This is a genomic window from Mucilaginibacter sp. MD40 (assembly GCF_002288635.1).
In the GTDB taxonomy this organism is placed as follows: domain Bacteria; phylum Bacteroidota; class Bacteroidia; order Sphingobacteriales; family Sphingobacteriaceae; genus Mucilaginibacter.
Window position 1 is genome coordinate 1,523,259 of sequence record NZ_NRSW01000001.1, and the last position, 21,933, is coordinate 1,545,191.

The window sequence follows — 21,933 nt, forward strand, 5'->3', positions numbered from 1 at the left end:
GGCAAAACTGTTAATTTCTCAATTGTTTAAATCCGTATCTTTAGCGGCGGATAAAAAAACAGTACAAACATAGAAATTTCTGTTTCTGTTTTTCGTTGATAATAAACCGCAGTTACAATTTTTTGGGAGATATAGAATGAGTAAAATTATTGCTTTAGCCAATCAGAAAGGTGGCGTGGGGAAAACTACATCGTCAATTAACCTTGCAGCGAGTTTAGCCGTATTGGAATTTAAGACCCTGCTTGTTGATGCCGACCCACAAGCTAACTCCACATCGGGTATTGGTTTTGATCCACGCAATATTAAGAACAGTATATACGAGTGCATCATCAATGATATTAACCCGCATGATGCTATACAGAAGACAGATACGCCGAACCTTGACCTTTTACCCGCGCATATTGACCTGGTTGGGGCCGAGATAGAAATGATCAATCTGGAAAGCCGGGAGTATAAAATGAAGGCGGTGTTGGATAGTGTACGCGACGAGTATGATTTTATCATTATCGACTGCTCGCCATCATTGGGCCTCATCACTATTAATGCCCTTACGGCTGCGGATTCGGTGATCATACCGGTACAGTGCGAGTACTTCGCGTTAGAAGGCTTGGGTAAGCTGTTAAATACAATCAAGATTGTACAGTCGCGGCTGAATACCCAACTGGCTATAGAAGGTATACTGCTTACCATGTATGATGTAAGGCTTCGCCTGTCAAACCAGGTGGTTGATGAGGTGCGTACGCACTTTGAAGATATGGTGTTTGATACCATTATACAGCGCAATACCCGCCTAAGTGAGGCACCAAGCTTTGGTGTATCCGTAATAATGCATGATGCCAACTGTAAGGGTGCTGTAAACTATCTTAACCTGGCCCGCGAAATTATCCGCAAGAACGGTTTGGTTAAGGACGAGGAAATGGCTAACACCGTAACCGCTTAATTTAATTTATGAGTACAGAAAAAAGAAACGCTTTGGGTAAAGGCTTAAGCGCCTTATTGAACGATACCCCGAGCGTACTTCCTAATAAAAATAATGATAACAGGCCGAGCGTTCCGCGCCCGGTATCTGAGGTAGATAGCCTGGGCTCTATCAGCGAAATCAGGATCAGCGAGATAGAGGTTAACCCTTTTCAGCCCCGTACCGAGTTTGATGAACAAGCCCTGGCCGACTTATCAGCGTCTATAAAATTACAGGGCCTGATACAGCCCATCACCGTACGTAAAGTGAGCGCGCATGCTTACCAGCTCATATCAGGCGAGCGCAGGTTGCGTGCATCTAAACTGGCAGGTTTAACCCAGATACCCGCTTATGTGCGCACCGCTAACGACCAGCAAATGCTGGAAATGGCGTTGATAGAGAACATCCAGCGCGAAAACCTGAATGCAATTGAGGTTGCCCTCAGCTTTCAGCGGATGATAGATGAGTGTAGCCTGAAGCAGGAAGAATTGGGCGACAGGGTAAGTAAAAACCGGTCTACCGTAACCAACTACCTGCGGTTGTTAAAGCTGCCGCCAAGTATACAGGCATCCTTGCGTGATAACGAGATCAGCATGGGGCATGCTAAGGCCCTTTTAGCGGTTGAAGACCCTGCCGCGCAACTATATATCCACCAGCAGATCATAAAGAATGATCTGTCTGTACGCAAGGCGGAAGAACTGGTGCGCGAGATACAAAAGGCACCTGTTAAAAAGGAAGGCAAACAGCCCGAAGAGCTACCTTATCAGCTGAAAAAGATTGAAGATGACCTGGCATCGAAGTTTAGTACCAAAGTGCGCCTGAAAGTTAACGCGCAGGGCAATGGAAGTATCGAAATTCCGTTCTTATCCGAAGACGATCTGGGCCGTATACTGGAAATGCTGGATTGGTAACCAACATCATGATTAAAAAACTCTTAGCTGCTGTATTTTTCCTGGGATGGGTAACCCTGGCCATGGCACAAACACCCGATACCGTAGCAGCAAAAGTTAATGCCGATACGGTAAAGAAAGCGGCCGAAGCACCAAAGGTATTTATACCTAAAATAAAAAAGCAGCCCACTTACCATCCGGATAGTACGCATAGCCCCAGTTTAGCTGTAAAACGCTCGCTCATTATTCCCGGCTGGGGGCAGCTTTATAACAAAAAAGGGGCTTGGTGGAAAGTGCCTGCCATATACGCTGGCCTTGGCGCTTTGGGTTATTCCATAGTGGATAACCAGAAAAAATATAAGATGTTCCTGGCGCTTACCCGCATTAAAAATACAGGCGGCATACCCGAGCCCGGACAGTTATATTACAGCGACTACATTAAATATCAGAAGGAATATAACTTATATATCAATGCCAACGCTACTCAAACGCAGGAAGCTTCAAGCAATTACCAGCGTAACTTCCAGATCAGTATATTGAGCGTGTTACTGGTATGGGGTGTGCAAACCATTGAGGCTTATATTGAGGCTAAGTTTATTCAGTCTTATACGGTTGATGATAACCTGTCATTTAAAATGATGCCGGCGTTGATTAATCAGCCGGTTTTCGCTTCGTCGGGTGTGGGTTCTTATATTCCGGGGATAAAAGTTACATTTGCCCTTTAAACATACCGTAAACCGATGAAAATAGCACTTTTAGGCTACGGCAAAATGGGTAAAATGATCGAACAGATCGCCCTTGACCGCAAGCACGATATTGTCCTGAAGATTGATAGGGATAACCTGCATGAGCTTACTGCTGATAACCTGCAGCAGGCCGATGTAGCTATTGAGTTCAGCACCCCATCAACCGTGTTAAGCAATATCGAGCTTTGTTTTGAAGCAGGTGTCCCTATTGTAGTAGGCACCACAGGCTGGCACAACGAGATGGGGCAGATAAAGGAACAATGCGTTGAGCACAACGCGTCCATGATATATGGAACCAATTTTAGTGTGGGCGTAAACATATTTTTTCATGTGAACAGGTTGCTGGCCCGTATCATGAACAATTACCCGTACTACGAGGTACAGGTAGAGGAGATACACCATACGCAAAAGCTTGATTCGCCAAGTGGTACAGCCATTACCATAGCCGAGGGCATTATTGATAGCCTGGATGCCAAAAGCCAGTGGAAAAACGTTTTAGTAAGCGACAGCCAGCCCGATAACGAAACCGTTGCCCCGGGAGAAGTACTGATCGAGTCCTTACGGATAGAGAACGTTCCCGGTACCCACACTGTTATATACGATTCTGAAGTAGATACCCTGGAGTTTAAGCATACCGCCCATAACCGCAACGGTTTTGCCCTTGGCGCAGTGCTGGCCGCCGAGTGGATAAAAGACAAAAAGGGTTTCCACGCTATTGAAGAAATGTTTGATTTTAATAAATAGAAGCTTTACCGCACAACCTATATATACATGAACTGGAGATTCTGGAAAAGAAATAAGGATAAAACCAAAAAGAAAAGTACCCGCAGGGAGTGGACCGAAGCCATCATTTTCGCGGTGGTGGCCGCTACATTGATCCGTACGCTTTTTATAGAGGCCTATACCATACCCACCCCCTCAATGGAGCGCTCGCTGCTCGTTGGCGATTTCCTTTTTGTAAGTAAGGTGAACTATGGGGCACGTACGCCCATGACCCCCATTGCTTTCCCGTTTGCGCACCATACCATGCCCATTATTGGTACCAAAGCCTACTGGGATGGCATAAAACTACCTTACTACCGCCTGCCAGGTTTAAGTGAGGTAATAAAAGGCGACGTAGTGGTATTTAATTACCCTATGGAGGCCGATTCGCCGTACTATAGGCCGGTTGATAAACGGGAGAACTACATTAAACGCTGCCAGGGCGCCCCGGGCGATACCCTGCGCATCATTAACGCGCAGGTATATGTGAATGGCAAGGCCGCGCCAAACCCTCCGGGTGAACAAACCGATTACACGGTTACTACTACGGGAGTAGACCTGAACCCCGATGTACTGGCAGACCTGCAGGTATCTATCTACGATCCTTCAAACCCGGTACCTACCATGACCAAGGCCGCCGCTGCCGCTTTAAAGGGATATTCAAACGTAAAATCTATTACGCCTAATATTAAACAGCCCGGTAAAGCGGATCCGTTTAACCCGGTATTTCCCGCCGCTTACCCTAAATATAAACTGAACCCGTCCAATAAGGACTTTGACTGGAATGTTGACAACTACGGCCCTATCATCATCCCGAAAAAGGGCTGGACAGTAAAGCTTGATAGCCTTACCCTGCCGGTTTATGGCCGCGCCATTGAGGTATACGAGGGTAACAAGCTGCGTATTGAGAACGGTAAGGTGTTTATCAACGATAAGGAAGCCACCACCTATACCTTTAAAATGAACTATTACTGGATGATGGGCGATAACCGCCACGACTCATTAGACTCGCGCTATTGGGGTTTTGTACCCGAAGACCATATTGTGGGCAAAGCCCTTTTCGTGTGGATGAGCTGGGACGATAACGCATCATTCTTCCATAAGATACGCTGGAGCCGCCTGTTTATGGGTATCCATTAAGCAAGCTTAAGCGTTAAATAAAAAGGGTTGTCCGCACATAGGGCAACCCTTTTTATTTAGTTAAGAAACTGCCTCGCCGTGTATAGCCTGTAGCCCATCCATTAGTGGTTACAAACGAGCGTAAATACCGGAGTATAACACTTATAAAAAGGCTTACTTAAAATTATATAAAATTCCGTTCCGTATAAGTAATATAGTAATATAAGACAAGCGGAACAATTTAATAATCAATTACTTGCGACTGACATGATTGCGCCACCTTACTTTAATTAAAAATTGTAAGTGCCCGGTTATCAGGCGTTGTTGATTTACCCAAAAGCGTTCCGGGTGGAACGCTTTTGGAACAGCATAAACCAGCTTTATAGTACCAAAAAGCTATATGTTGTTCCGCTGCGGAACAAATAGCCAACAATAACTTTTTCGCATATTTGTTATTGCCTAAACAATTCGTTTTACCAGTGGTATCCATAAAACAATTGTCGCTATCAGGTAACTCAAAAAGACGGCTGCCGGGGCTACTACCAATAATTTTATGGCCGGATCAACATTCCAGGAGCGGAATATGATAGCCAGGGCAACCAGGGCCAGTGGGTGTAAAATGTAAACAGCAAATGCCCGCCGGGATAGAAATACGGATGTGACTGATGTTTTGTTCCAACGCTGCTTGCCAATACCTAAAAACGCGGTGATAATGCAAAACCCAATGCATTGTTCCCATAAAGAATAGAGCAAAGACAGGCCATTGAACCCGCCGGAATACCAGGTGATCGGAAACCCAAACTTTACCCTAATAACATAAAATACAGGGAAGAACAACAATAATATTAATGCGGTGCCGCGCATACGTTTTCCTGTGCGGTAGGAGAGCTGCGCCAGCCAGTTGTTTTTTGCTGCCAGCAAGCCAATAATAAACAGCATGATATACTGGGTAAAATGCCCCGGTTGAAAGCCCAAAGGCTTAAGCACCCAGCCCACCGGGAACAGGATGCGAACTAAAAAGCTGATCAATCCCGTACCTAATGCCACAAGTATAATGGCCCATGGGCCGGGGATGGCTGTTTGGCTGCTTATCTGTTTAGCAAAAAGCTTTTGGTAAGCTATATAAACGAGGGTAAATATCAGCAATGCAGCTACAAACCATAGTACACCAAAATCTATCCAGTCGTCATACAAACTCAGGTATTTTAGGTAGCTGACATGATGCCCGCGTACAAACCTGTGTATAAGGAAAGATACAAAAGGCGAGAAAATGAACGAATAAAAAAGCAATGGTAGCCCCAACCGCAGCAAGCGGTCGGTCAGGAACTTTTTAGTGCCTTTTCGCTGGTAGGAAGAGTAGCTGAAAAAAGCTGCCAACAAAAAGAAAAAGCCCATGAAAAAAGATTGATTGGTGCTGACGAATACCGTGAGCGGTATTAATGCCCCTGCGATAGCAGTAGGCTCTTTATAATACCATCCGCCCGAAGCGCCATACATTACACAGGCATGGTGCAGTATCACGAGAATAGTGAGTATTACCCTGATATGGTCAATATAATAAAGCTTTTCAGTAGCGTTCCTGGAAACTGTAGGGGATGGATGAAGTGCAGTCATGGTATAAGTTTAAGCGATCTTATTTCCGCGGCATCCAGGCCTGTTATAGCACCTTGATGTGTGGAAGAGATGGCAAACCTACGGCAGCAATACGTGCAAAAAAAGCCCATTGTGACCAATAGCAAGCTATTGTGACGAGTAACAACCTAAGCAAGGGCAATACCTGCCAGTTGCTCGTATTGATGATTAAATAACGGTAATTGCGTTCTTGATACAGGTACGCTTTGCGCTGTCATGTGCAGCAAAACAGTATACCCCTGAGCGTTGCCTGATACCTTTCTGATCTGGTGCAGGTTCACGAGGTATGCCCGGTGGCATCTGAATAAAAAGGGATATGGGGTTAATTGCGCTTCAAACTGTTTAAGTGATATCCTTTTCAGTTCTGTATGTACCTGTTCGCCGGATAGCATTGTGAGTTCAATATAATTACCGTCGGCCCTGGCGAACAGCAGCTGCGCCGGATCCATGTAAAAGTCGTCTTGCTGTACCTGGGTTTTAATATGCAGCCTGGTTGTGGTGGTATCTGTACCCGACGGCAAGGGAATGATAGCAGGTATATCCGTATCATTCGCTTTGATTGACCTGGACGAGCGGAAATGCGAGCCGGCAAACAGCAGCAAAAAATATAAGAGTACGCCGGCAAGGTAGCAGTTCCGTATTTCTTCCCACAAGTACCGCCATGACCAGTTATCCGCGTTATTGTAAATGATGCTCCTCAAAAAAAAGCTCATGATACCGGTAATCAGAAAAATAACCGCCAGGTGCATATATTCCTGCCCCGAACTCCACAAAGCTGACTTTACGGCTCTCGACCTCACATGGCCTAAGCCGGCAAAATAAACATATACGATCAGCGCGGGCGATAGCGCATGCAGGCCGCAGATGAACAGGTAATTAAATTTATGCTCAGGCTCATACACACCGAATGGCCTAAACAGGAGCAGAAAGATAAATATCAGTAAAAATTGTACGCTTACGGTTTTAAGCAAACGATCATGGTGATACCTGCATGGATAAGCTACCTCTTTACGCAGGTGTTGCTTTAAAGACACAAGTTGCATAAATAGCGCTTAGGAGGATCGGGAAATTTAAACATACAGGTATTAATGCAACAAATATAATGCATTAAAGTACTTTAATTGTTCATCTGAAAAATGGTTACACCATTGATTTTGGAGTGCTCTGAGCGTAATGCTCATTTTATCAGAATGAAATAAAGCAATAAGCTGATGCTGGTTATTTCGATACCACATCCGACGATAATGAGTGATCGCATTGGTCAACTCCTACCACCTTACCGGCTTTGGCTTTGAGCTTGCTGTAATACTGGCGCTCAAAAAGGGCCATTTTTATTTTCATGTCTTCCAGCAGTTCCAATGCTTCGCACAGGAGTTGCAGGCGCTCGTTGCTTAGTTGCTCGGTAGTGGTCATGGGCGTTACATTTATTATGCAAATATAAAACACCCTAAAACAATTTGCTAATATTTTTAGTAAATTGTTTTTTCCACTACAGGGCACGCCTGAAAAATCTTATACAGTATAGTAAATCTAAAATCTAAAATCGTCAATCTAAAATCAATTATCTAACCGGTCTTTAACCATCAGGGTGTCGGCCATCATGTCATGCAGGCATTGTTGTTTTTTGTTAAAGAAACATAGCAGGTAGCCGGTAAACAGGATAGCCACTGAAGCCAGTTTGGCCGCGTTGCGGGTGAGGGAGCGGTTGGTGGTAAGCGGGTCGCCGTACATATCGCATACTTTTATGCGCATCAACTGTTTACCAAGGGTGCCCTGTTTGGGGCCGCTTTCGGCTTTTACGCTGTATATAAATTTAGCGATGGGGGTTAGGGCTACTATGCCAATGGTAATAGCCAGGCGGAGATCACGGTGTTCATCGCCGGGAATGATCAAATAGAGCAGCAGCATCACCGCGAAGGCCGCGAAAACAAAAATCCCGAAAACCAGCAGCCAGTCAATAGCGGCTGCAATGGCGCGCTGGTCAAAACTGCCAAAATATTGCAGCGGCAGCGGCCTTCGCGCAAAGCCGAACAACGCTCTCAGCGCAGGCAGCTCATGCGCCTCCTTATAATCAACCATGCCGCTGGTCTTAACAAAGTCGGTAGGTTTTATCTGATGCCGGCGCAACTCGGCAATGGTAAAAGGGCCCTGCGGCTTGCCGTCAATCACCAGGATGTATTTATCGCTTTCAGATGGGTCAGAAGTGGTGCCGGTTTGCATGGTATCAAAATTACGTAAAAAAGCTTTGTCGTTGACCCACCCCGACATCGCATTCGCTCGCCGACCCTCTCTTCGCTGTGCGAAAAGAGGGTGAGAAACTTTCGCTTTATTACCTCTTTGTTGCCTGCAGCAAAGAGGGGTGGAATTATTAATTTTATTCTTTCGCCGGTTGAATCATCCCGACGTTGCATTCGCTTGTCGATCCTCTCTTCGCTGCACGAAAAGAGGATGAAAAAACTTTATTATCCTCTTCATTACCCTCTTTGCTGCCTGCAGCAGAGAGGGTGGTCCAGCGTAGCGCAGACCGGGTGAGTCGGCTATAAACAAAAGCGTCCCCACCAAATTGGCGGGGACGCTTCTGTAAAAAACTGTAATTAGTAACGGCTAACTTTAAAGTCTGACAGGCCGCCTTTCATAACAATGTACATTTTGTTAGGGGCGTTTTCAAAACCGGGGGTTTCATAACGGCTGTTGCCTTTATCGGTAAAGCCGGGGAAACTGTCTGATGACAGGCCGGTGCTGGTAGTGATCTGTACTGCCGCGGCATTAGGTACTTTAATATCTACCTCAGATACGCCGGTTGATACCTCTACACGGGTAGCGCTAACCGGCATACCCATTTTTACTTCAAAAGAGCCTGCGCCGCCGTTTACGGTAAGGTTGCGTACCCTAAAGGCTGATAGGTCAAAATCAACCTTGGTAGCGCCTGCCTTTACATTAATGTTCCACACAGGTTTAGTGTTAAGTTTAATGGTGGCAGAGTTGGTGTTATCGCTATCCCATTGGATGTGGCCTTTTTTATCTTTCATACGCAGCTCAAGCACCGGGGTATTGCCTTCCATGTGGTTGGTATATAAAAAGCGGTTTAAAAACTCTTTAGTGCTGGCTTCAAACAACTGCGCGGTGGTATCTTTAAGTATATACTCGGTACCGCCTCCGTTTATTTCCAGGCGTGCTTCGGCAGTGCCGGGTTTAAAGGCTTCGGTATAATTGCTGCTGCCCTGCACTTTTCTAATGGTGGTACTGTCGCTGCCGTTATCATCGTCGTCGTCATTATCGTTATCATCATTATCAAAGTTGTCGTTACGGTGCCAGCCACGGTCGTTAAAGCGCCAGTGGCGGTTAAAAGGCGAGAACCAGTTGTTTTCAAAGTGGCCGAAGATGAGCAGCCCGAAACCTAATACTACCACACCTATTTTAAGGGCGCTGGCCCAGGGCGTTTTGTTATTGGCAAATACCAGGTTTACACCTATCATGATGAGGAATATGGGCCACAGGTGCCACAGGTTACCCCAATGAAAATCAATTACATTATAATTATCTAACAGGAATATTACTCCTATGCCTACCAGGATAAGGCCCGGTACCAGTTTATCGCTTCTCATGGCTTATAGTGTTGAGGTGTTGTTATCATTATTGTGGTTATCTTCAGTGCTCTCAGGCTGTGTGGGGGCGGTAAAGTCCGCTTCCTTTTTATCCTGCTGATAAGCGTCGGGCTGTGTCCAGGGTTTCTTTTTACCGCTAAAGATAATGGTGATACCCAATAATACCAGTATAACCGGCCAAACTCTTTCAAAATCAATATCAGGGAACCAATTGAGGTTATCGATCAGGAAAATGGAGCCTAAGGCTATCAGCACCACACCGAAGATAGCGCCCGCGTTTGAGCGTTTAGGGGTAGGGTACATAAAAGGCTGGCCGGGCTGGTTTACCGGTGGTACAGTATAATCAACCTTTATATCGCCATAGGGCTGGTGGTAGCGGTTATCATAACCGGTCATAGGGTTTACACCAGGTTTAAATGGATCGCGGTAGCCGAACGGTTTTTTAGGTAAAACGATCCATAAGATAATATAGGGCACAACACCTACACCTTTTAATACCAGGGCCAAAACAAATACCAGTCTTATAATAGATACATCTACATTAAAGTACTCTGCCAGGCCTGCGCAAACCCCACCAATGGCTTTGTGTTGTTCGTCGCGATAAAGTTTCTTTTCCATTTTATTTAGTTGTTAAGTGAGCCCCCTCTAAATCTCCCCCATTAGGGGAGACTTATTACAGGGAATATATATTTTTACAGCTGGCCCGGTGCAGGTTTAATCATCACTTCGTCAACATTGGCACCGGCGCTCATACTGAGTATGTTGGTTATTACTGATGCCACATCTTCGGGGAGTACCATGTTATCGGGGTTAACCGTTATGCCTTTCCACGAATCTGTTAATGTTGAACCCGGGATGATAGCGGTGACTTTTACACCGTGCTGCTGCATTTCGAGCCTCATTACCTTATTAAGACCCAGCAAAGCGTATTTGGTTACACTGTACATACCGGCCTCTGCTATGGGGTTAATACCTGCTACAGAACATATATTGAAAATATGCCCTTTACCGACGGAAACCATCCGTTTACCGAAGAAACGGTATAGTTCATAGGCAGGCATCAGGTTGGTAGCTATCTGTTTTTCGAAGCTGTCGTCGCTGTCATTAAGTATGGAAACATGCCTGTACATACCCACATTATTTACTATAATGTCGACGAAACCCATATTTTTCTCGGTGAAAACGGCAAAATTTTTCAGTTCATCGGGCTTGCTGCAGTCGGCAACGGTGCCGTAAACCTTTATCTGTGGGTTCAGTTGTTGTAACTCAGTGGTAAAATCTGATAATTCTTGCTGGTTGCGAGAACAAATTGAGAGGTTTATTCCTTGTTTAGCAAATGCAATGGAAACGGCCCGGCCTATGCCTTTGGTAGCACCGGTAATAAGTGCGTTTTTCATACAATAATATTTAGCGATTAAGGTAAAGCAATTACCATAAGCTGTAAAGCTTAAATTAAAAAATGTATTTTTAGCAGAATTTTACACTATCTATGTTCACAAGTTTCGGAAAATATATCCTGCTGCTGCGCTTAAGCTTTAAACGGCCGGAAAAATTTAAGGTGTACTGGGCCGAAGTGATGCGCGAAATGGTATCGGTAGGGATAGGTTCATTAGGTATTATCGCCATTATCTCTGTATTTATTGGCGCGGCTACCACCATACAGGTAGCCTTTCAACTGGCCAGCCCGCTGGTGCCGCTGAGTATTGCCGGTAAAATATCCCGCGACTCCAATATCCTGGAGTTTAGCCCCACCATATCCTCATTGGTACTGGCGGGCAGGGTAGGTTCAAACTTCGCTTCGCAGATAGGTACCATGCGCGTGACCGAACAGATAGACGCCCTGGAAATTATGGGGGTAAACGCTCCCGGTTATTTAATATCGCCCAAGATTATCGCGGGCGTAAGTATGGTGCCGGTATTGGTGATCATGTCTATCTGCCTGGGTATTACCGGCGGTTATATTGCCTGCCTCGCCGGAAGTGAAATTACCCCAGCCGATTACGTTGCCGGTGTGGTTGACGGTTTCGACGGGCTTACCATACGTGTGGCGCTGGTAAAAGCGGTAGTGTTTGGTTTCCTTATCGCTTCTATATGCTCATACCAGGGTTTTTACACTTCGGGCGGCGCGCTTGAAGTTGGCCAGTCTGCCACCCGCGGTGTGGTATACAGCTGCGTAATGATCTTATTTGCCGACCTCGTTATTACCCGTTTAATGCTATGATTGAAGTTAAGGACATTTACAAAACCTTTGGCGAGAACGAGGTATTGAAAGGTATAACCGCTACATTTAAAACCGGGAAGAATAACCTGATCATCGGCGGCTCGGGCTCCGGTAAAACCACTATGCTTAAATGTATTGTGGGTTTGCATGAACCCACCAAAGGCCAGGTATTTTTTGAAGGTGAGAACTTTACCGAGATGGATTTTGAGCAGCGCGTTCCCATACGTACCCAGATCGGGATGCTTTTCCAGAATTCGGCTTTGTTTGACAGCATGACGGTTGAGGAGAACATTATGTTCCCGCTAAACCTGTTTACCAACCAAACTATACAGGAAAAACGCGACCGCGCAAACTTTTGCCTGGAACGTGTTAACCTTAAAGGCCGTAATAAACTTTACCCGTCTGAGCTATCAGGCGGTATGAAAAAACGTGTTGGTATTGCCCGGGCCATTTCAATGGAGCCTAAGTTCTTGTTTGTAGATGAGCCCAACTCAGGCCTCGACCCTAAAACATCCATCCTGATAGATGAACTGATAGCCGAGCTTACCGTTGAATATAATATGACCACCGTAGTAGTAACACATGATATGAACTCGGTGATGGGCATAGGCGACCATATTATTTTCCTGCACCAGGGCCAGAAATGGTGGGAAGGTTCCAACAAGGAAATAGCCCATACCGATAACCAGGAACTCAACGACTTTGTATTCGCCAGCAAATTTATGCAGGCCGCAAAGGAGAAGTTGTAAGTTAGAGATTGGTTAATTAGTGATTGGAGATTAGTTTTCTTTTGCGAAGAGAGGGGTTCTTAACTGATTTTGGCCCATTCTATAATTAACTAACCCCTAATCTCCCACAACTAACTATATTTGCATTTTTATTGAATGTTAATACTGATCACTGATTAACAAATCTCTGATCACTAAATAATAAACGGTTAGGCCTAATCTCTAATTAACTAACCTCTAATCACTAAGAATGATCAACCTCCTCACCCCAACGCACTGGAAAGATTACGAGCTGATAGACTGCGGCGATTTTGAAAAGCTGGAACGTTTTGGGAACCTGATACTGATTCGCCCCGAGCCGCAGGCGGTTTGGAGCAAAGCGCTTAACCAAAGCGAATGGCAGCGGCTGCACCACATCAGGTTTAAGGGCCGTTCAGCTACCGCTGGCGACTGGGTAAAGAAATCGCCCCAGATACCCGACCGCTGGCACATCGAATATCAAAACGACGATGTAGCCATTAAATTCCGCCTGGGTTTAACCTCTTTTAAACACTTAGGTATTTTCCCCGAGCAGGCCGTAAACTGGGATTACATATCCGGTAACATTAAAAAATTCACCACGCCTAACCCTAAGGTGCTTAACCTGTTTGCTTACACAGGCGGCGCGTCGCTGATAGCGCGGGCCGCGGGTGCCGATACCACGCACGTGGACTCTATAAAGCAGGTGGTTACCTGGGCCAACGAAAACCAGGAACTATCGGGCATTAAGGATATCCGCTGGATGGTGGAAGACGCCCTGAAATTTGTTAAGCGCGAGGTAAAACGCGGCAAAACCTATAACGGCATCATCCTTGACCCGCCCGCTTATGGTAACGGCCCCAACGGCGAGAAATGGAAGCTGGAGGATAACATCAACGAGATGATCTATGATGTGATCAAATTGCTCGACCCGGAGGAGCATTTCCTCATCCTCAATACTTACTCGCTCGGGTTTTCATCGGTGATCATTGAGAACCTCATTAAAAACGCCTTCCCTAAGGTGCAGAACCTTGAAATAGGCGAACTGTATTTGCAGGCTACAGAGGGCCCTAAGCTACCTTTAGGAGTTTTTGGAAAATTTTTTAAAAACAGGGGTTGTTAAACGCCGCTATTTTTATCTTTACATTGGTAAACTCAAACAATACTAAACACTAATCGAACGCACGTTCGCAATTACCTTTATGAAATTCAAAAACGTTCTATTTTCGGGCCTTGTACTCGCCCTGTCATTAATCATTTTAAGCAGCTGCGGCAATAGCGGGGGAGCAAAAGGCGGTAAAACTTCCGATACTTCCAAAAAAGCAAAAGCAGCCGGTGACTCGCCGGATACCCTGAGCGTTGTTAAATCGAGCTATCCGCCGGTTGACAAGGCCAAATACGATTCGCTTCTTAAGTTTAACGCGCATAACGATACCACCGGCCGCTGGCCTGTAAAAGGTGCGCCGTATCCATTGGGTGGTGCTATACTGCCTTTTTACCGCGTAGTAGCATTTTACGGTAACCTGTACTCTAAAAAAATGGGTATACTGGGCGAATTGCCGCCAAACCAAATGCTGGCTAAGTTAAAAACTGAAGTGAAAGCCTGGGAAAAAGCCGATCCTAAAACTCCGGTAATGCCGGCACTTCACTATATCGCGGTAGTGGCCCAGGGAGATGGTGGTAAAGATGGCAAATACCGTTACCGCATGCCGTTTAAACAGATTGACAGCGTGCTGGTACTGGCTAAAAGAGCCCATGCACTGGTGTTCCTGGATGTGCAGGTGGCGTTAAGTACCATCCATGCCGAATTGCCTTTATTGGAAAAATACCTGAAAATGCCGCAAGTACATTTTGGTATGGATCCTGAGTTTTCTATGAAGGACGGCACCAAGCCCGGTAAAAAGATAGGTACTTATGACGCGGCCGATGTAAACTATGTATCGGGCTACCTGGCTGATTTGGTAAAGAAGAACGGCCTGCCACCTAAAATATTAATTGTACACCGCTTTACCCGTAAAATGGTGACCAACTATAAAAACATTAAGCTGCGCCCCGAAGTGCAGGTAGTAATGGATATGGATGGCTGGGGCGAACCCGACCTGAAAACCGGTACTTACCGCTACTTTATTAACCAGGAGCCGGTACAGTTTACGGGCTTTAAATTGTTCTACAAAAACGATATTAAGAAAGCGCCGCACCACATGCTTACCCCGCAGGAGGTATTATCGCGCTACAGCCCTTACCCGCTGTATATTCAATATCAATAAGATCCGGCTAAAAAAATAAAGTGGTGAGTAATTCAGTTGCTGTAACGCGACCGAATAGCTCACCACTTTTTTATGGAATATTATTTTTTAAGCCCGTTACCTGTTTTTGACCAATACGTAGGTTTTGGCCCATTTATCATGCCAGGCCTGGTTGCGGCTGTCCCACAGTACGGCAAGGTAACCTACCCATAATACCAGCCCCGAAACAAATTTACCCAGGTTGCGCAGTAGCGCTCTCCCTATGGTAAGCTTGCGGCCGTCCTCGTCGCTTACTGCCAGGCGGCAAAGTATCTTGCCTAAACTACCCCGCATGGATGACGCTTCCCACAAGGTGTTGTAAACCGTTGAGAAGATAAAAACCACCACGTTAAACTTAAGGCGTATCAGTAAGGCTTCTGTAGTGATGGCGTCGCTTTTGGTTGCCTCCAGGGTTTGCATAATAAGCCCCGGCAGCAGTGCCGATATCATGAGCGATATAATGATCGCGTCGATCAAATATGCCAGCAGCCTTATCCAGAATGAGGCCAGGTTATCTTCAGTAGGGAAATAAAAACCGCGGCTTTCAAAATACTGGAACAGCTCGGGCAGGTCCGAAGCGCGCTGCCAGTCGGCGGCGTTTGGTGCCAGTATCATGGTATCCACATCGGGGTTCATTTGCATGATCTGCTGCAACGAGTAGGGGCCTTGTTCCTGTTCGTTATAAGATATATAGTACTGCTCTTCCATGTTGTTTGTATAAAGCCGCTGCCGGTAAATTGTTTGCGCGTTCAAATTTACTATTCCTGCAGGTATTTGTTTTGGTAATGGGTTTATTAGGCAAAATATTACAAAGCCGCTATCCCTCAGCCAACCCCGCAGCACTCTCCATCGTATTGTTAAAGAGTAAGCATGCGAAGATATTATACAAAGTTCCTAATGGTTGCGTTGCCGGTAATGATATTGCTGGCCGCAGGTGTATTCCTCTACATGGGGAAAGGAAACGCGACCGCTTTATCCGGCAATAATGCCGTTACGCGTGACGTTGCTTTTTGCGCGGTAGAAAAGCCCGAACAATGGCTGTTGGGTATACAAGCGCTCAGTTTAGCCATTCAACCACCGCCCTACATCAGTCCTGATGAGCGCCGGTGGCACAAGTTTAACCTATCTGTAGACGCCGGCACACAACTCGCCTGGCATATATCTACCCGGCAGCCTGTAAAATGCGCGGCCCTTGTATTTGATGATGGCAGCACTGTAAAGCTCAAAAGCTCTCCCGATGGCAAATGCTGGAATGGCGGCAAAATCATCCATTCGCCGGTAACCTACCGGGTGCGGGTGGGCCATCAATTATCGACCGCTTATTCCATAAAAGTAATTAAGGATATGCCGCCAGTTATCCATCTTAAAAATGTAGGTGTTATCCGTAACCGTGAGCGGAGCGATTCGCTTAAAGTTAATATCAGTGGCATGGCTGCCGATGATTATGGTTTAACCGGCGTCCGTGTGGTGCTTATACCATCAAGCGATGTTAAAAATTCACCGGTGAGCGGCGATACTTCTGTTGCCCCTGATAAAAGCTTAGGGCGGGGGATAACACGCCACCCATTGCAAAGAGTGGTTATATTACCGGCCGTTGCTGTCCAACCAGACAGTAAGCTGAGCTTTTACCTGCTGGCGCGTGATACTTACGGGCACTACAGTCGCTCCGCTACTTACACCATTCATCCCTAAACCCGCACAAGTTTTTTACACGGATAATTGAAAAAATTAGTCTGTGGCAAAAATAGAAATCATACATTAGGCTTACCGGCCTTCGGGCACCTGTTATAAAGCTTAAAACTATGCTGGTTATTTTTTTATGTATCGTGCTGCTCGTGCTGCTGGTAAGCTGGGGCAAGATCAACCCATTTGTGGCTTTCCTGCTGGTAGCTATTGCCGCGGGGCTGTTGCTGGGTATACCGGTTAATAAAATAACGGCCTCCATCCAAAAGGGCATAGGTGATATTTTAGGCGGACTGGTGATTGTCATCTGCCTGGGGGCTATGCTGGGCAAACTGGTGGCTACCAGCGGGGCGGCACAGCGCATAGCCGGTGTACTGGTGAGCGCGGTAGGGCAAAAGCACATCCAATGGGCGCTGGTTGCCGCCGGGTTCATTATCGGTATTCCGCTTTTTTACGGGATAGGTTTTGTGCTGATGGTGCCGCTCATTTTCTCGGTGGTAGATAAGTATAAACTGCCTGCCGTATTTATTGGCCTGCCCATGATAGCGTCATTATCAGTTACCCACGGTTTTTTACCCCCGCACCCATCACCATCGGCATTGGTGGTGCTTTTCCATGCCGATATGGGTAAAACCTTTGTTTACGGGTTGATGATAGCCATCCCCGCCATTATACTGGCCGGGCCGGTTTTCGCGACATTTCTTAAAAAGATCCCTTCGGCGCCGTTGGCTACCTTTAGGGCGGCCGAAATGACCGAAGCGGAAATGCCCGGCGCTTTCATCAGCTTTTTTACCGCTTTGCTCCCTGTATTACTGCTCATGCTCACGGCTTTTTTCCCGTACCTGCATGTGCAAAACCCGTTGATGGTAAAAGCGGTCACCTTGGTGGGCGATCCATCCATCGTTATGCTGATCGCGTTGCTGGTGGCCATTTACACCCTGGGTATCAGGCAGGGTAAAAGTATGGCCGTCATATCGGGCCAGCTTACCGATGCGGTAAAAGATATAGCACTTATCCTGTTAATTATAGCAGGCTCGGGCGCGTTTAAGGAAGTACTTACCGCCAGCGGCGTAGATAAGTTGATTGCCGCGCGCCTGGGCGAACTGCATATGCCGCCACTGTTGCTGGGCTGGTTAATTGCCGCTATTATCCGTATTAGCCTGGGCTCGGCCACGGTGGCGGGCTTAACCGCGGCAGGTATTGTTGCCGGTTTGGTGAGCAGCGGAGGCGTTAACCCCAACCTGATGGTTTTGGCCATAGGCGCGGGCAGCCTGGCCTTCTCTCACGTGAATGATTCGGGTTTCTGGTTATTTAAGGAGTATTTTAATTTAAGCATGAAGGATACCTTCCGGTCGTGGTCGGTAATGGAAAGCCTGGTATCGCTGATCGGCCTGGCCGGGGTGCTCATCCTGAATATTTTTGTTGGATAGTATGAAAAGAATATGGCTATTGATCATAGTGGGCATCATGGTTTGTTTTGCCGCCGGCGCCCGTCAAAACGAGGGTAGCTACTTTACCGCCGCCGATGGGGTAAAGATCTATTATGAGGTACAAGGAAAAGGCTCCCCGGTAATACTGGTACACGGCTTTACCAATAACTCGCAAAGCTGGAAAAAAGGTACGCTGTATCCGGCCTTACTAAAGGCAGGGTATAAGGTGATCATATTAGACCAAAGGGGCAACGGCCGCTCAGATAAGCCGCATACCGACGCTGCCTACCGCGATGATGCCGAAGCGAAGGATATTATGGGCCTTGCCACAGCACTTGGGCTAAAGCAGTATGATCTTATAGGTTATTCGCGCGGTTCCATTATCACCTCAAGGGTGATGGTGCTGGATAAGCGTGTACGTAAGGCGGTGATGGGTGGCATGGGCGCGGCCTATACCAATCCGCAATGGCCACGCCGTGTACATGCTTATCGGGCTTTAATGGGCGATACCACCCTGCACGATGTTGATGAGATGATGGCCTGGATACACAAGAACAATTTTGACAATACCTCGCTGATGCTGCAGCAAAAGTACCAGCCATCCACCAGCCCGGCCGAGCTTGCCCGTGTAAAAATACCCGTGCTATTAATTGATGGCAACCTTGACCAAACCAATGGCGACGTGCATGAGCTGCAGCGGCTCATACCCGGATCGGTATACACCGAAACGCCCGGCGACCACAATAGTGCAGGGAATACTGAACAGTTTGCCAGCGCCATACTGGCTTTTTTACGGCAATAAGCGGCTTTATAGCAAATGGCGTATTATTTGTATAGCACCTATTTATATTAAACTATACACACAATGAAAAAAGTAACCATACTATGCGGCTTAATACTTGCACTATTGACCAGCATAAATTTTAATGCCGCTGCACAAATGAGTAAACAGGGTAAAGGTGCCCTGATAGGCGGCGCAGGTGGTGCCGTAGCAGGCGCGTTAATTGGTAAAAGCGTTGGCGGTGCCGTAATTGGTGGCGCTATTGGCGCTGGTGGCGGTTACATTATAGGTAACGAAGCCCGCAGGCGCGAAGAAAAGCGCAGACGTGCCGCTTACCTGGAACGCCGCAGGGCCTGGAAAAGAGCTCACCCCGGCAAAGCATATCCTTATTAATAAATTTATATTTAATAATATGAAGCCCGCTGTTACAGCGGGCTTTTTTTATGCGTAATATCACCAAAGGCATGTTTTTAACACATAATGGTAATATAATACCTACAAATTTTAATTTTAAGAATATATATTGTTTTATGAGTATATTTGTGGCTTAGTTCGCTATTTGAAGATTCTTTTTTTGATTCTCCAAATTCCTCTTATTTTTAGTGACTATAATACTTAAATACCTTATATATTTATTTAATTTTTAAAGCACCTGCATGGTAAAGCGTATTTTAGTATTAGACGACAACCAGGACATACTTGAGGTTGTACACGAAACCCTCACTTACGAGAATTTCGAAGTGAAAAGCATAACCGAGGGTGAAGACGTGATGCCCCAGGTTGAAGCATTTAACCCCAATCTTGTGATACTGGATTACCGTGTCGCGGGTGCTAATGGCGGCGAAATATGCCGTACCATTAAATCTCATCCCCAATTTAGCAATGTGCCGGTTATTATATTTTCGGCCTATGTTAACCACTCGGCAGACCTGTTCGCTTATGGCTGCGATGCTATTATTAACAAACCATTTGATTTGAATGAACTGGTGGATAAGGTAAACAACCTGATAAATAATTAACATCACTAAAACATATGCAAACCGCCCACAACCGGCGGTTTTTTTATGCGCAAAAAAAAGCCGGAACATTTTAAAAATGTTCCGGCTTTCAATTTATCAGGAGAACCGATTACTTAACTTCTTCAAAGTCAACATCAGTTACGTTGTCGGCGTTGCCGTCCTGTTGGCCACCTTGAGCACCTGCGTCGGCGCCCGGTTGCTGGCCTGCTTCAGCAGAAGCTTTGTACATATCCTCAGAAGCTGCGGTCCATGCGGTGTTCAACTCTGTTTGCGCTGTTTCAATCTCATCTAAGTTTTTAGCTGAGTAAGCAGCTTTCAGTTTTTCTAAACCGGCTTCGATAGGTGCTTTTTTGTCAGCAGGTATCTTATCACCGTATTCTTTCAGCTGTTTCTCGGTAGAGAAGATCAGGGCATCGGCGCTGTTCAGTTTCTCTACTTCTTCTTTCGCTTTTCTGTCCGCATCAGCATTAGCTTCAGCCTCATCTTTCATTTTCTTGATCTCTGCATCAGTTAAGCCAGATGAAGCCTCGATACGGATCTTTTGCTCTTTGCCGGTAGCTTTATCTTTTGCAGATACATGTAATATACCGTTGGCATCAATATCAAAGGTTACTTCAATTTGAGGCACACCGCGTGGTGCTGGTGGTATACCATCCAGGTGGAAACGGCCTATGGTGCGGTTTTGTGCAGCCATTGGGCGCTCACCCTGTAATATATGTATCTCTACTGATGGCTGGCTGTCAGACGCAGTTGAGAACGTTTCAGACTTTTTAGTAGGGATGGTTGTGTTAGATTCGATCAGCTTGGTCATCACACCGCCCATGGTCTCAATACCTAATGAAAGCGGGGTAACGTCTAACAATAACACATCCTTAACTTCGCCGGTTAATACACCACCTTGTATGGCAGCACCAATAGCTACCACCTCGTCAGGGTTAACACCTTTTGAAGGCGCTTTACCGAAGAATTTTTGTACAGCATCCTGTATAGCAGGGATACGGGTTGAACCACCCACCAGGATGATCTCATCGATATCTGACGCGCTGTAACCCGCGTTTTTCAAAGCAGTTTTACAAGGGTCGATAGTACGTTTGATCAGGCTATCAGCCAATTGCTCAAATTTTGCACGGGTTAAAGTTTTAACCAGGTGTTTTGGGCCTTCGGCACCTGCGGTAATGTATGGCAGGTTAATTTCAGTCTGAGTAGAGCTTGATAATTCGATCTTAGCTTTTTCAGCAGCTTCTTTTAAGCGCTGTAAAGCCATAGGGTCTTTACGCAGGTCAACACCTTCGTCGCTCTTGAACTCGTCGGCCATCCAGTCAATAATCACCTGGTCAAAGTCGTCACCACCTAAGTGAGTATCACCATCGGTTGATTTTACTTCGAACACGCCATCACCCAGTTCCAGTACAGAAACGTCATGTGTACCACCACCGCAGTCAAACACAACAATTTTCATGTCCTTGTGTGCTTTGTCCAGGCCGTAGGCAAGGGCGGCCGCGGTAGGCTCGTTAATAATACGGCGAACTTTTAAACCAGCGATCTCACCGGCTTCTTTAGTAGCCTGGCGTTGCGCGTCGTTAAAATATGCAGGTACGGTAATTACCGCTTCAGTTACTTCAGATCCGATAAAGTCTTCTGCTGTTTTCTTCATTTTCTGAAGGATCATGGCAGAGATCTCTTGCGGAGTATATTTACGGTCGCCAATTTCAACACGAGGGGTGTTATTGTCGCCCTTTACCACTTTATATGGCACACGGCCTACTTCGCTGGTAACCTCGTTAAACTGGTTACCCATAAAGCGTTTTATAGAGTAGATGGTTTTGGTAGGGTTAGTGATAGCCTGGCGCTTTGCAGGATCGCCTACTTTACGTTCACCATCGTTAACAAAAGCTACAACGGATGGCGTAGTACGTTTACCCTCGCTGTTAGCAATAACTACAGGCTCATTACCTTCCATTACTGCTACGCAGGAGTTGGTTGTTCCTAAGTCAATTCCAATTATTTTAGACATATGTTGATTGATTTTTTTATTTGTTATTAGTTCTGTTTTTCT

23 protein-coding genes are annotated in these 21,933 nt (G+C 46.1%); 14 read left to right on the top strand and 9 right to left on the bottom strand.

The window, feature by feature from the left end:
• Positions 1-136: 136 nt before the first annotated feature.
• The 5 genes from CKK33_RS06760 to lepB are packed head-to-tail and all read left to right on the top strand — an operon-like array spanning position 137 to position 4,496.
• Positions 137-940 (top strand): ParA family protein, encoded by an 804-nt coding sequence (locus tag CKK33_RS06760; RefSeq protein WP_095703379.1) that lies wholly within the window; start codon positions 137-139, stop codon positions 938-940.
• Positions 941-948: 8 nt separating this feature from the next.
• Complete coding sequence (locus CKK33_RS06765; RefSeq protein WP_095703380.1) at positions 949-1,869, top strand: ParB/RepB/Spo0J family partition protein; 921 nt, start codon at positions 949-951, stop codon at positions 1,867-1,869.
• A gap of 8 nt (positions 1,870-1,877) precedes the next feature.
• Positions 1,878-2,573 (top strand): DUF5683 domain-containing protein, encoded by a 696-nt coding sequence (locus CKK33_RS06770; RefSeq protein WP_095703381.1) that lies wholly within the window; start codon positions 1,878-1,880, stop codon positions 2,571-2,573.
• A 15-nt stretch (positions 2,574-2,588) separates the two neighbouring features.
• Positions 2,589-3,338, top strand: a complete 750-nt coding sequence (gene dapB, locus CKK33_RS06775; protein WP_095703382.1) for a 4-hydroxy-tetrahydrodipicolinate reductase — start codon at positions 2,589-2,591, stop codon at positions 3,336-3,338.
• Between the two features lie 27 nt (positions 3,339-3,365).
• A complete protein-coding gene (gene lepB, locus CKK33_RS06780; RefSeq protein ID WP_095703383.1) occupies positions 3,366-4,496 on the top strand; it encodes a signal peptidase I in 1,131 nt (376 codons plus the stop codon).
• Between the two features lie 438 nt (positions 4,497-4,934).
• Here the strand turns inward: lepB and CKK33_RS06785 are convergent, their stop codons facing one another.
• From CKK33_RS06785 to CKK33_RS06815, 7 genes are all read right to left on the bottom strand, one after another.
• A complete protein-coding gene (locus CKK33_RS06785; RefSeq protein WP_095703384.1) occupies positions 4,935-6,089 on the bottom strand; it encodes an acyltransferase family protein in 1,155 nt (384 codons plus the stop codon).
• A 146-nt stretch (positions 6,090-6,235) separates the two neighbouring features.
• A complete protein-coding gene (locus CKK33_RS06790; RefSeq protein ID WP_095703385.1) occupies positions 6,236-7,150 on the bottom strand; it encodes a LytTR family DNA-binding domain-containing protein in 915 nt (304 codons plus the stop codon).
• A gap of 175 nt (positions 7,151-7,325) precedes the next feature.
• A complete protein-coding gene (locus CKK33_RS06795) occupies positions 7,326-7,520 on the bottom strand; it encodes a hypothetical protein (protein ID WP_095703386.1) in 195 nt (64 codons plus the stop codon).
• 144 nt (positions 7,521-7,664) lie between these two features.
• The gene (locus tag CKK33_RS06800) at positions 7,665-8,327 is read right to left on the bottom strand and encodes an RDD family protein (protein ID WP_233138159.1); all 663 of its coding nucleotides are present in this window, start codon (positions 8,325-8,327) and stop codon (positions 7,665-7,667) included.
• A gap of 374 nt (positions 8,328-8,701) precedes the next feature.
• Positions 8,702-9,712 (bottom strand): LiaI-LiaF-like domain-containing protein, encoded by a 1,011-nt coding sequence (locus tag CKK33_RS06805; protein ID WP_095703388.1) that lies wholly within the window; start codon positions 9,710-9,712, stop codon positions 8,702-8,704.
• A gap of 3 nt (positions 9,713-9,715) precedes the next feature.
• Positions 9,716-10,330: a PspC domain-containing protein gene (locus CKK33_RS06810; RefSeq protein WP_095703389.1), complete on the bottom strand. Its 615-nt coding sequence runs from the start codon at positions 10,328-10,330 to the stop codon at positions 9,716-9,718.
• Between the two features lie 74 nt (positions 10,331-10,404).
• The gene (locus CKK33_RS06815; RefSeq protein WP_095703390.1) at positions 10,405-11,109 is read right to left on the bottom strand and encodes an SDR family oxidoreductase; all 705 of its coding nucleotides are present in this window, start codon (positions 11,107-11,109) and stop codon (positions 10,405-10,407) included.
• Positions 11,110-11,201: 92 nt separating this feature from the next.
• Here CKK33_RS06815 and CKK33_RS06820 point away from each other — a divergent pair, with 92 nt between their 5' ends.
• The 4 genes from CKK33_RS06820 to CKK33_RS06835 all read left to right on the top strand — a co-directional run bounded on the left by CKK33_RS06820 (position 11,202) and on the right by CKK33_RS06835 (position 14,946).
• Complete coding sequence (locus tag CKK33_RS06820; protein ID WP_095703391.1) at positions 11,202-11,933, top strand: ABC transporter permease; 732 nt, start codon at positions 11,202-11,204, stop codon at positions 11,931-11,933.
• Complete coding sequence (locus CKK33_RS06825; RefSeq protein WP_095703392.1) at positions 11,930-12,682, top strand: ABC transporter ATP-binding protein; 753 nt, start codon at positions 11,930-11,932, stop codon at positions 12,680-12,682. The genes CKK33_RS06820 and CKK33_RS06825 overlap by 4 nt, the downstream gene beginning before the upstream one ends.
• Before the next feature lie 229 nt (positions 12,683-12,911).
• Entirely contained in the window at positions 12,912-13,802 is an 891-nt protein-coding gene (locus CKK33_RS06830) for a class I SAM-dependent methyltransferase (protein WP_095703393.1), read from the top strand.
• Between the two features lie 79 nt (positions 13,803-13,881).
• A complete protein-coding gene (locus CKK33_RS06835; protein ID WP_095703394.1) occupies positions 13,882-14,946 on the top strand; it encodes a hypothetical protein in 1,065 nt (354 codons plus the stop codon).
• A 96-nt stretch (positions 14,947-15,042) separates the two neighbouring features.
• On the opposite strand, the gene CKK33_RS06840 is transcribed toward CKK33_RS06835, so the two are convergent.
• The gene (locus tag CKK33_RS06840) at positions 15,043-15,672 is read right to left on the bottom strand and encodes an RDD family protein (RefSeq protein WP_143822915.1); all 630 of its coding nucleotides are present in this window, start codon (positions 15,670-15,672) and stop codon (positions 15,043-15,045) included.
• A 162-nt stretch (positions 15,673-15,834) separates the two neighbouring features.
• On the opposite strand from CKK33_RS06840, the gene CKK33_RS06845 reads away from it, so the two are divergent.
• The 5 genes from CKK33_RS06845 (at position 15,835) to CKK33_RS06865 (ending at position 19,877) form a co-directional block, all read left to right on the top strand.
• The gene (locus CKK33_RS06845) at positions 15,835-16,656 is read left to right on the top strand and encodes a DUF4175 family protein (RefSeq protein ID WP_143822916.1); all 822 of its coding nucleotides are present in this window, start codon (positions 15,835-15,837) and stop codon (positions 16,654-16,656) included.
• Between the two features lie 110 nt (positions 16,657-16,766).
• Positions 16,767-18,077: a gluconate:H+ symporter gene (locus tag CKK33_RS06850; RefSeq protein ID WP_095703397.1), complete on the top strand. Its 1,311-nt coding sequence runs from the start codon at positions 16,767-16,769 to the stop codon at positions 18,075-18,077.
• A gap of 1 nt (position 18,078) precedes the next feature.
• Positions 18,079-18,879, top strand: coding sequence for an alpha/beta fold hydrolase (locus CKK33_RS06855; RefSeq protein ID WP_095703398.1), 801 nt, complete (start codon positions 18,079-18,081; stop codon positions 18,877-18,879).
• Between the two features lie 63 nt (positions 18,880-18,942).
• Positions 18,943-19,251, top strand: a complete 309-nt coding sequence (locus tag CKK33_RS06860; protein ID WP_095703399.1) for a YMGG-like glycine zipper-containing protein — start codon at positions 18,943-18,945, stop codon at positions 19,249-19,251.
• Positions 19,252-19,514: 263 nt separating this feature from the next.
• Positions 19,515-19,877: a PleD family two-component system response regulator gene (locus CKK33_RS06865; RefSeq protein WP_095703400.1), complete on the top strand. Its 363-nt coding sequence runs from the start codon at positions 19,515-19,517 to the stop codon at positions 19,875-19,877.
• A gap of 109 nt (positions 19,878-19,986) precedes the next feature.
• On the opposite strand, the gene dnaK is transcribed toward CKK33_RS06865, so the two are convergent.
• The gene (gene dnaK, locus CKK33_RS06870) at positions 19,987-21,891 is read right to left on the bottom strand and encodes a molecular chaperone DnaK (protein ID WP_095703401.1); all 1,905 of its coding nucleotides are present in this window, start codon (positions 21,889-21,891) and stop codon (positions 19,987-19,989) included.
• Positions 21,892-21,933 lie beyond the last annotated feature (42 nt).

Coding starts and splice junctions, on each gene's coding strand:
- CKK33_RS06760 (WP_095703379.1), top strand. CDS start 137: ATGAGTAAAATTATTGCTTTAGCCAATCAGAAAGGTGGCGTGGGGAAA.
- CKK33_RS06770 (WP_095703381.1), top strand. CDS start 1,878: ATGATTAAAAAACTCTTAGCTGCTGTATTTTTCCTGGGATGGGTAACC.
- CKK33_RS06805 (WP_095703388.1), bottom strand. CDS start 9,712: ATGAGAAGCGATAAACTGGTACCGGGCCTTATCCTGGTAGGCATAGGA.
- dnaK (WP_095703401.1), bottom strand. CDS start 21,891: ATGTCTAAAATAATTGGAATTGACTTAGGAACAACCAACTCCTGCGTA.
- CKK33_RS06855 (WP_095703398.1), top strand. CDS start 18,079: ATGAAAAGAATATGGCTATTGATCATAGTGGGCATCATGGTTTGTTTT.
- CKK33_RS06825 (WP_095703392.1), top strand. CDS start 11,930: ATGATTGAAGTTAAGGACATTTACAAAACCTTTGGCGAGAACGAGGTA.
- CKK33_RS06830 (WP_095703393.1), top strand. CDS start 12,912: ATGATCAACCTCCTCACCCCAACGCACTGGAAAGATTACGAGCTGATA.
- CKK33_RS06810 (WP_095703389.1), bottom strand. CDS start 10,330: ATGGAAAAGAAACTTTATCGCGACGAACAACACAAAGCCATTGGTGGG.
- CKK33_RS06845 (WP_143822916.1), top strand. CDS start 15,835: ATGCGAAGATATTATACAAAGTTCCTAATGGTTGCGTTGCCGGTAATG.
- CKK33_RS06840 (WP_143822915.1), bottom strand. CDS start 15,672: ATGGAAGAGCAGTACTATATATCTTATAACGAACAGGAACAAGGCCCC.
- CKK33_RS06765 (WP_095703380.1), top strand. CDS start 949: ATGAGTACAGAAAAAAGAAACGCTTTGGGTAAAGGCTTAAGCGCCTTA.
- CKK33_RS06850 (WP_095703397.1), top strand. CDS start 16,767: ATGCTGGTTATTTTTTTATGTATCGTGCTGCTCGTGCTGCTGGTAAGC.
- CKK33_RS06820 (WP_095703391.1), top strand. CDS start 11,202: ATGTTCACAAGTTTCGGAAAATATATCCTGCTGCTGCGCTTAAGCTTT.
- CKK33_RS06860 (WP_095703399.1), top strand. CDS start 18,943: ATGAAAAAAGTAACCATACTATGCGGCTTAATACTTGCACTATTGACC.
- lepB (WP_095703383.1), top strand. CDS start 3,366: ATGAACTGGAGATTCTGGAAAAGAAATAAGGATAAAACCAAAAAGAAA.
- dapB (WP_095703382.1), top strand. CDS start 2,589: ATGAAAATAGCACTTTTAGGCTACGGCAAAATGGGTAAAATGATCGAA.
- CKK33_RS06785 (WP_095703384.1), bottom strand. CDS start 6,089: ATGACTGCACTTCATCCATCCCCTACAGTTTCCAGGAACGCTACTGAA.
- CKK33_RS06865 (WP_095703400.1), top strand. CDS start 19,515: ATGGTAAAGCGTATTTTAGTATTAGACGACAACCAGGACATACTTGAG.
- CKK33_RS06815 (WP_095703390.1), bottom strand. CDS start 11,109: ATGAAAAACGCACTTATTACCGGTGCTACCAAAGGCATAGGCCGGGCC.
- CKK33_RS06835 (WP_095703394.1), top strand. CDS start 13,882: ATGAAATTCAAAAACGTTCTATTTTCGGGCCTTGTACTCGCCCTGTCA.
- CKK33_RS06795 (WP_095703386.1), bottom strand. CDS start 7,520: ATGACCACTACCGAGCAACTAAGCAACGAGCGCCTGCAACTCCTGTGC.
- CKK33_RS06790 (WP_095703385.1), bottom strand. CDS start 7,150: ATGCAACTTGTGTCTTTAAAGCAACACCTGCGTAAAGAGGTAGCTTAT.
- CKK33_RS06800 (WP_233138159.1), bottom strand. CDS start 8,327: ATGCAAACCGGCACCACTTCTGACCCATCTGAAAGCGATAAATACATC.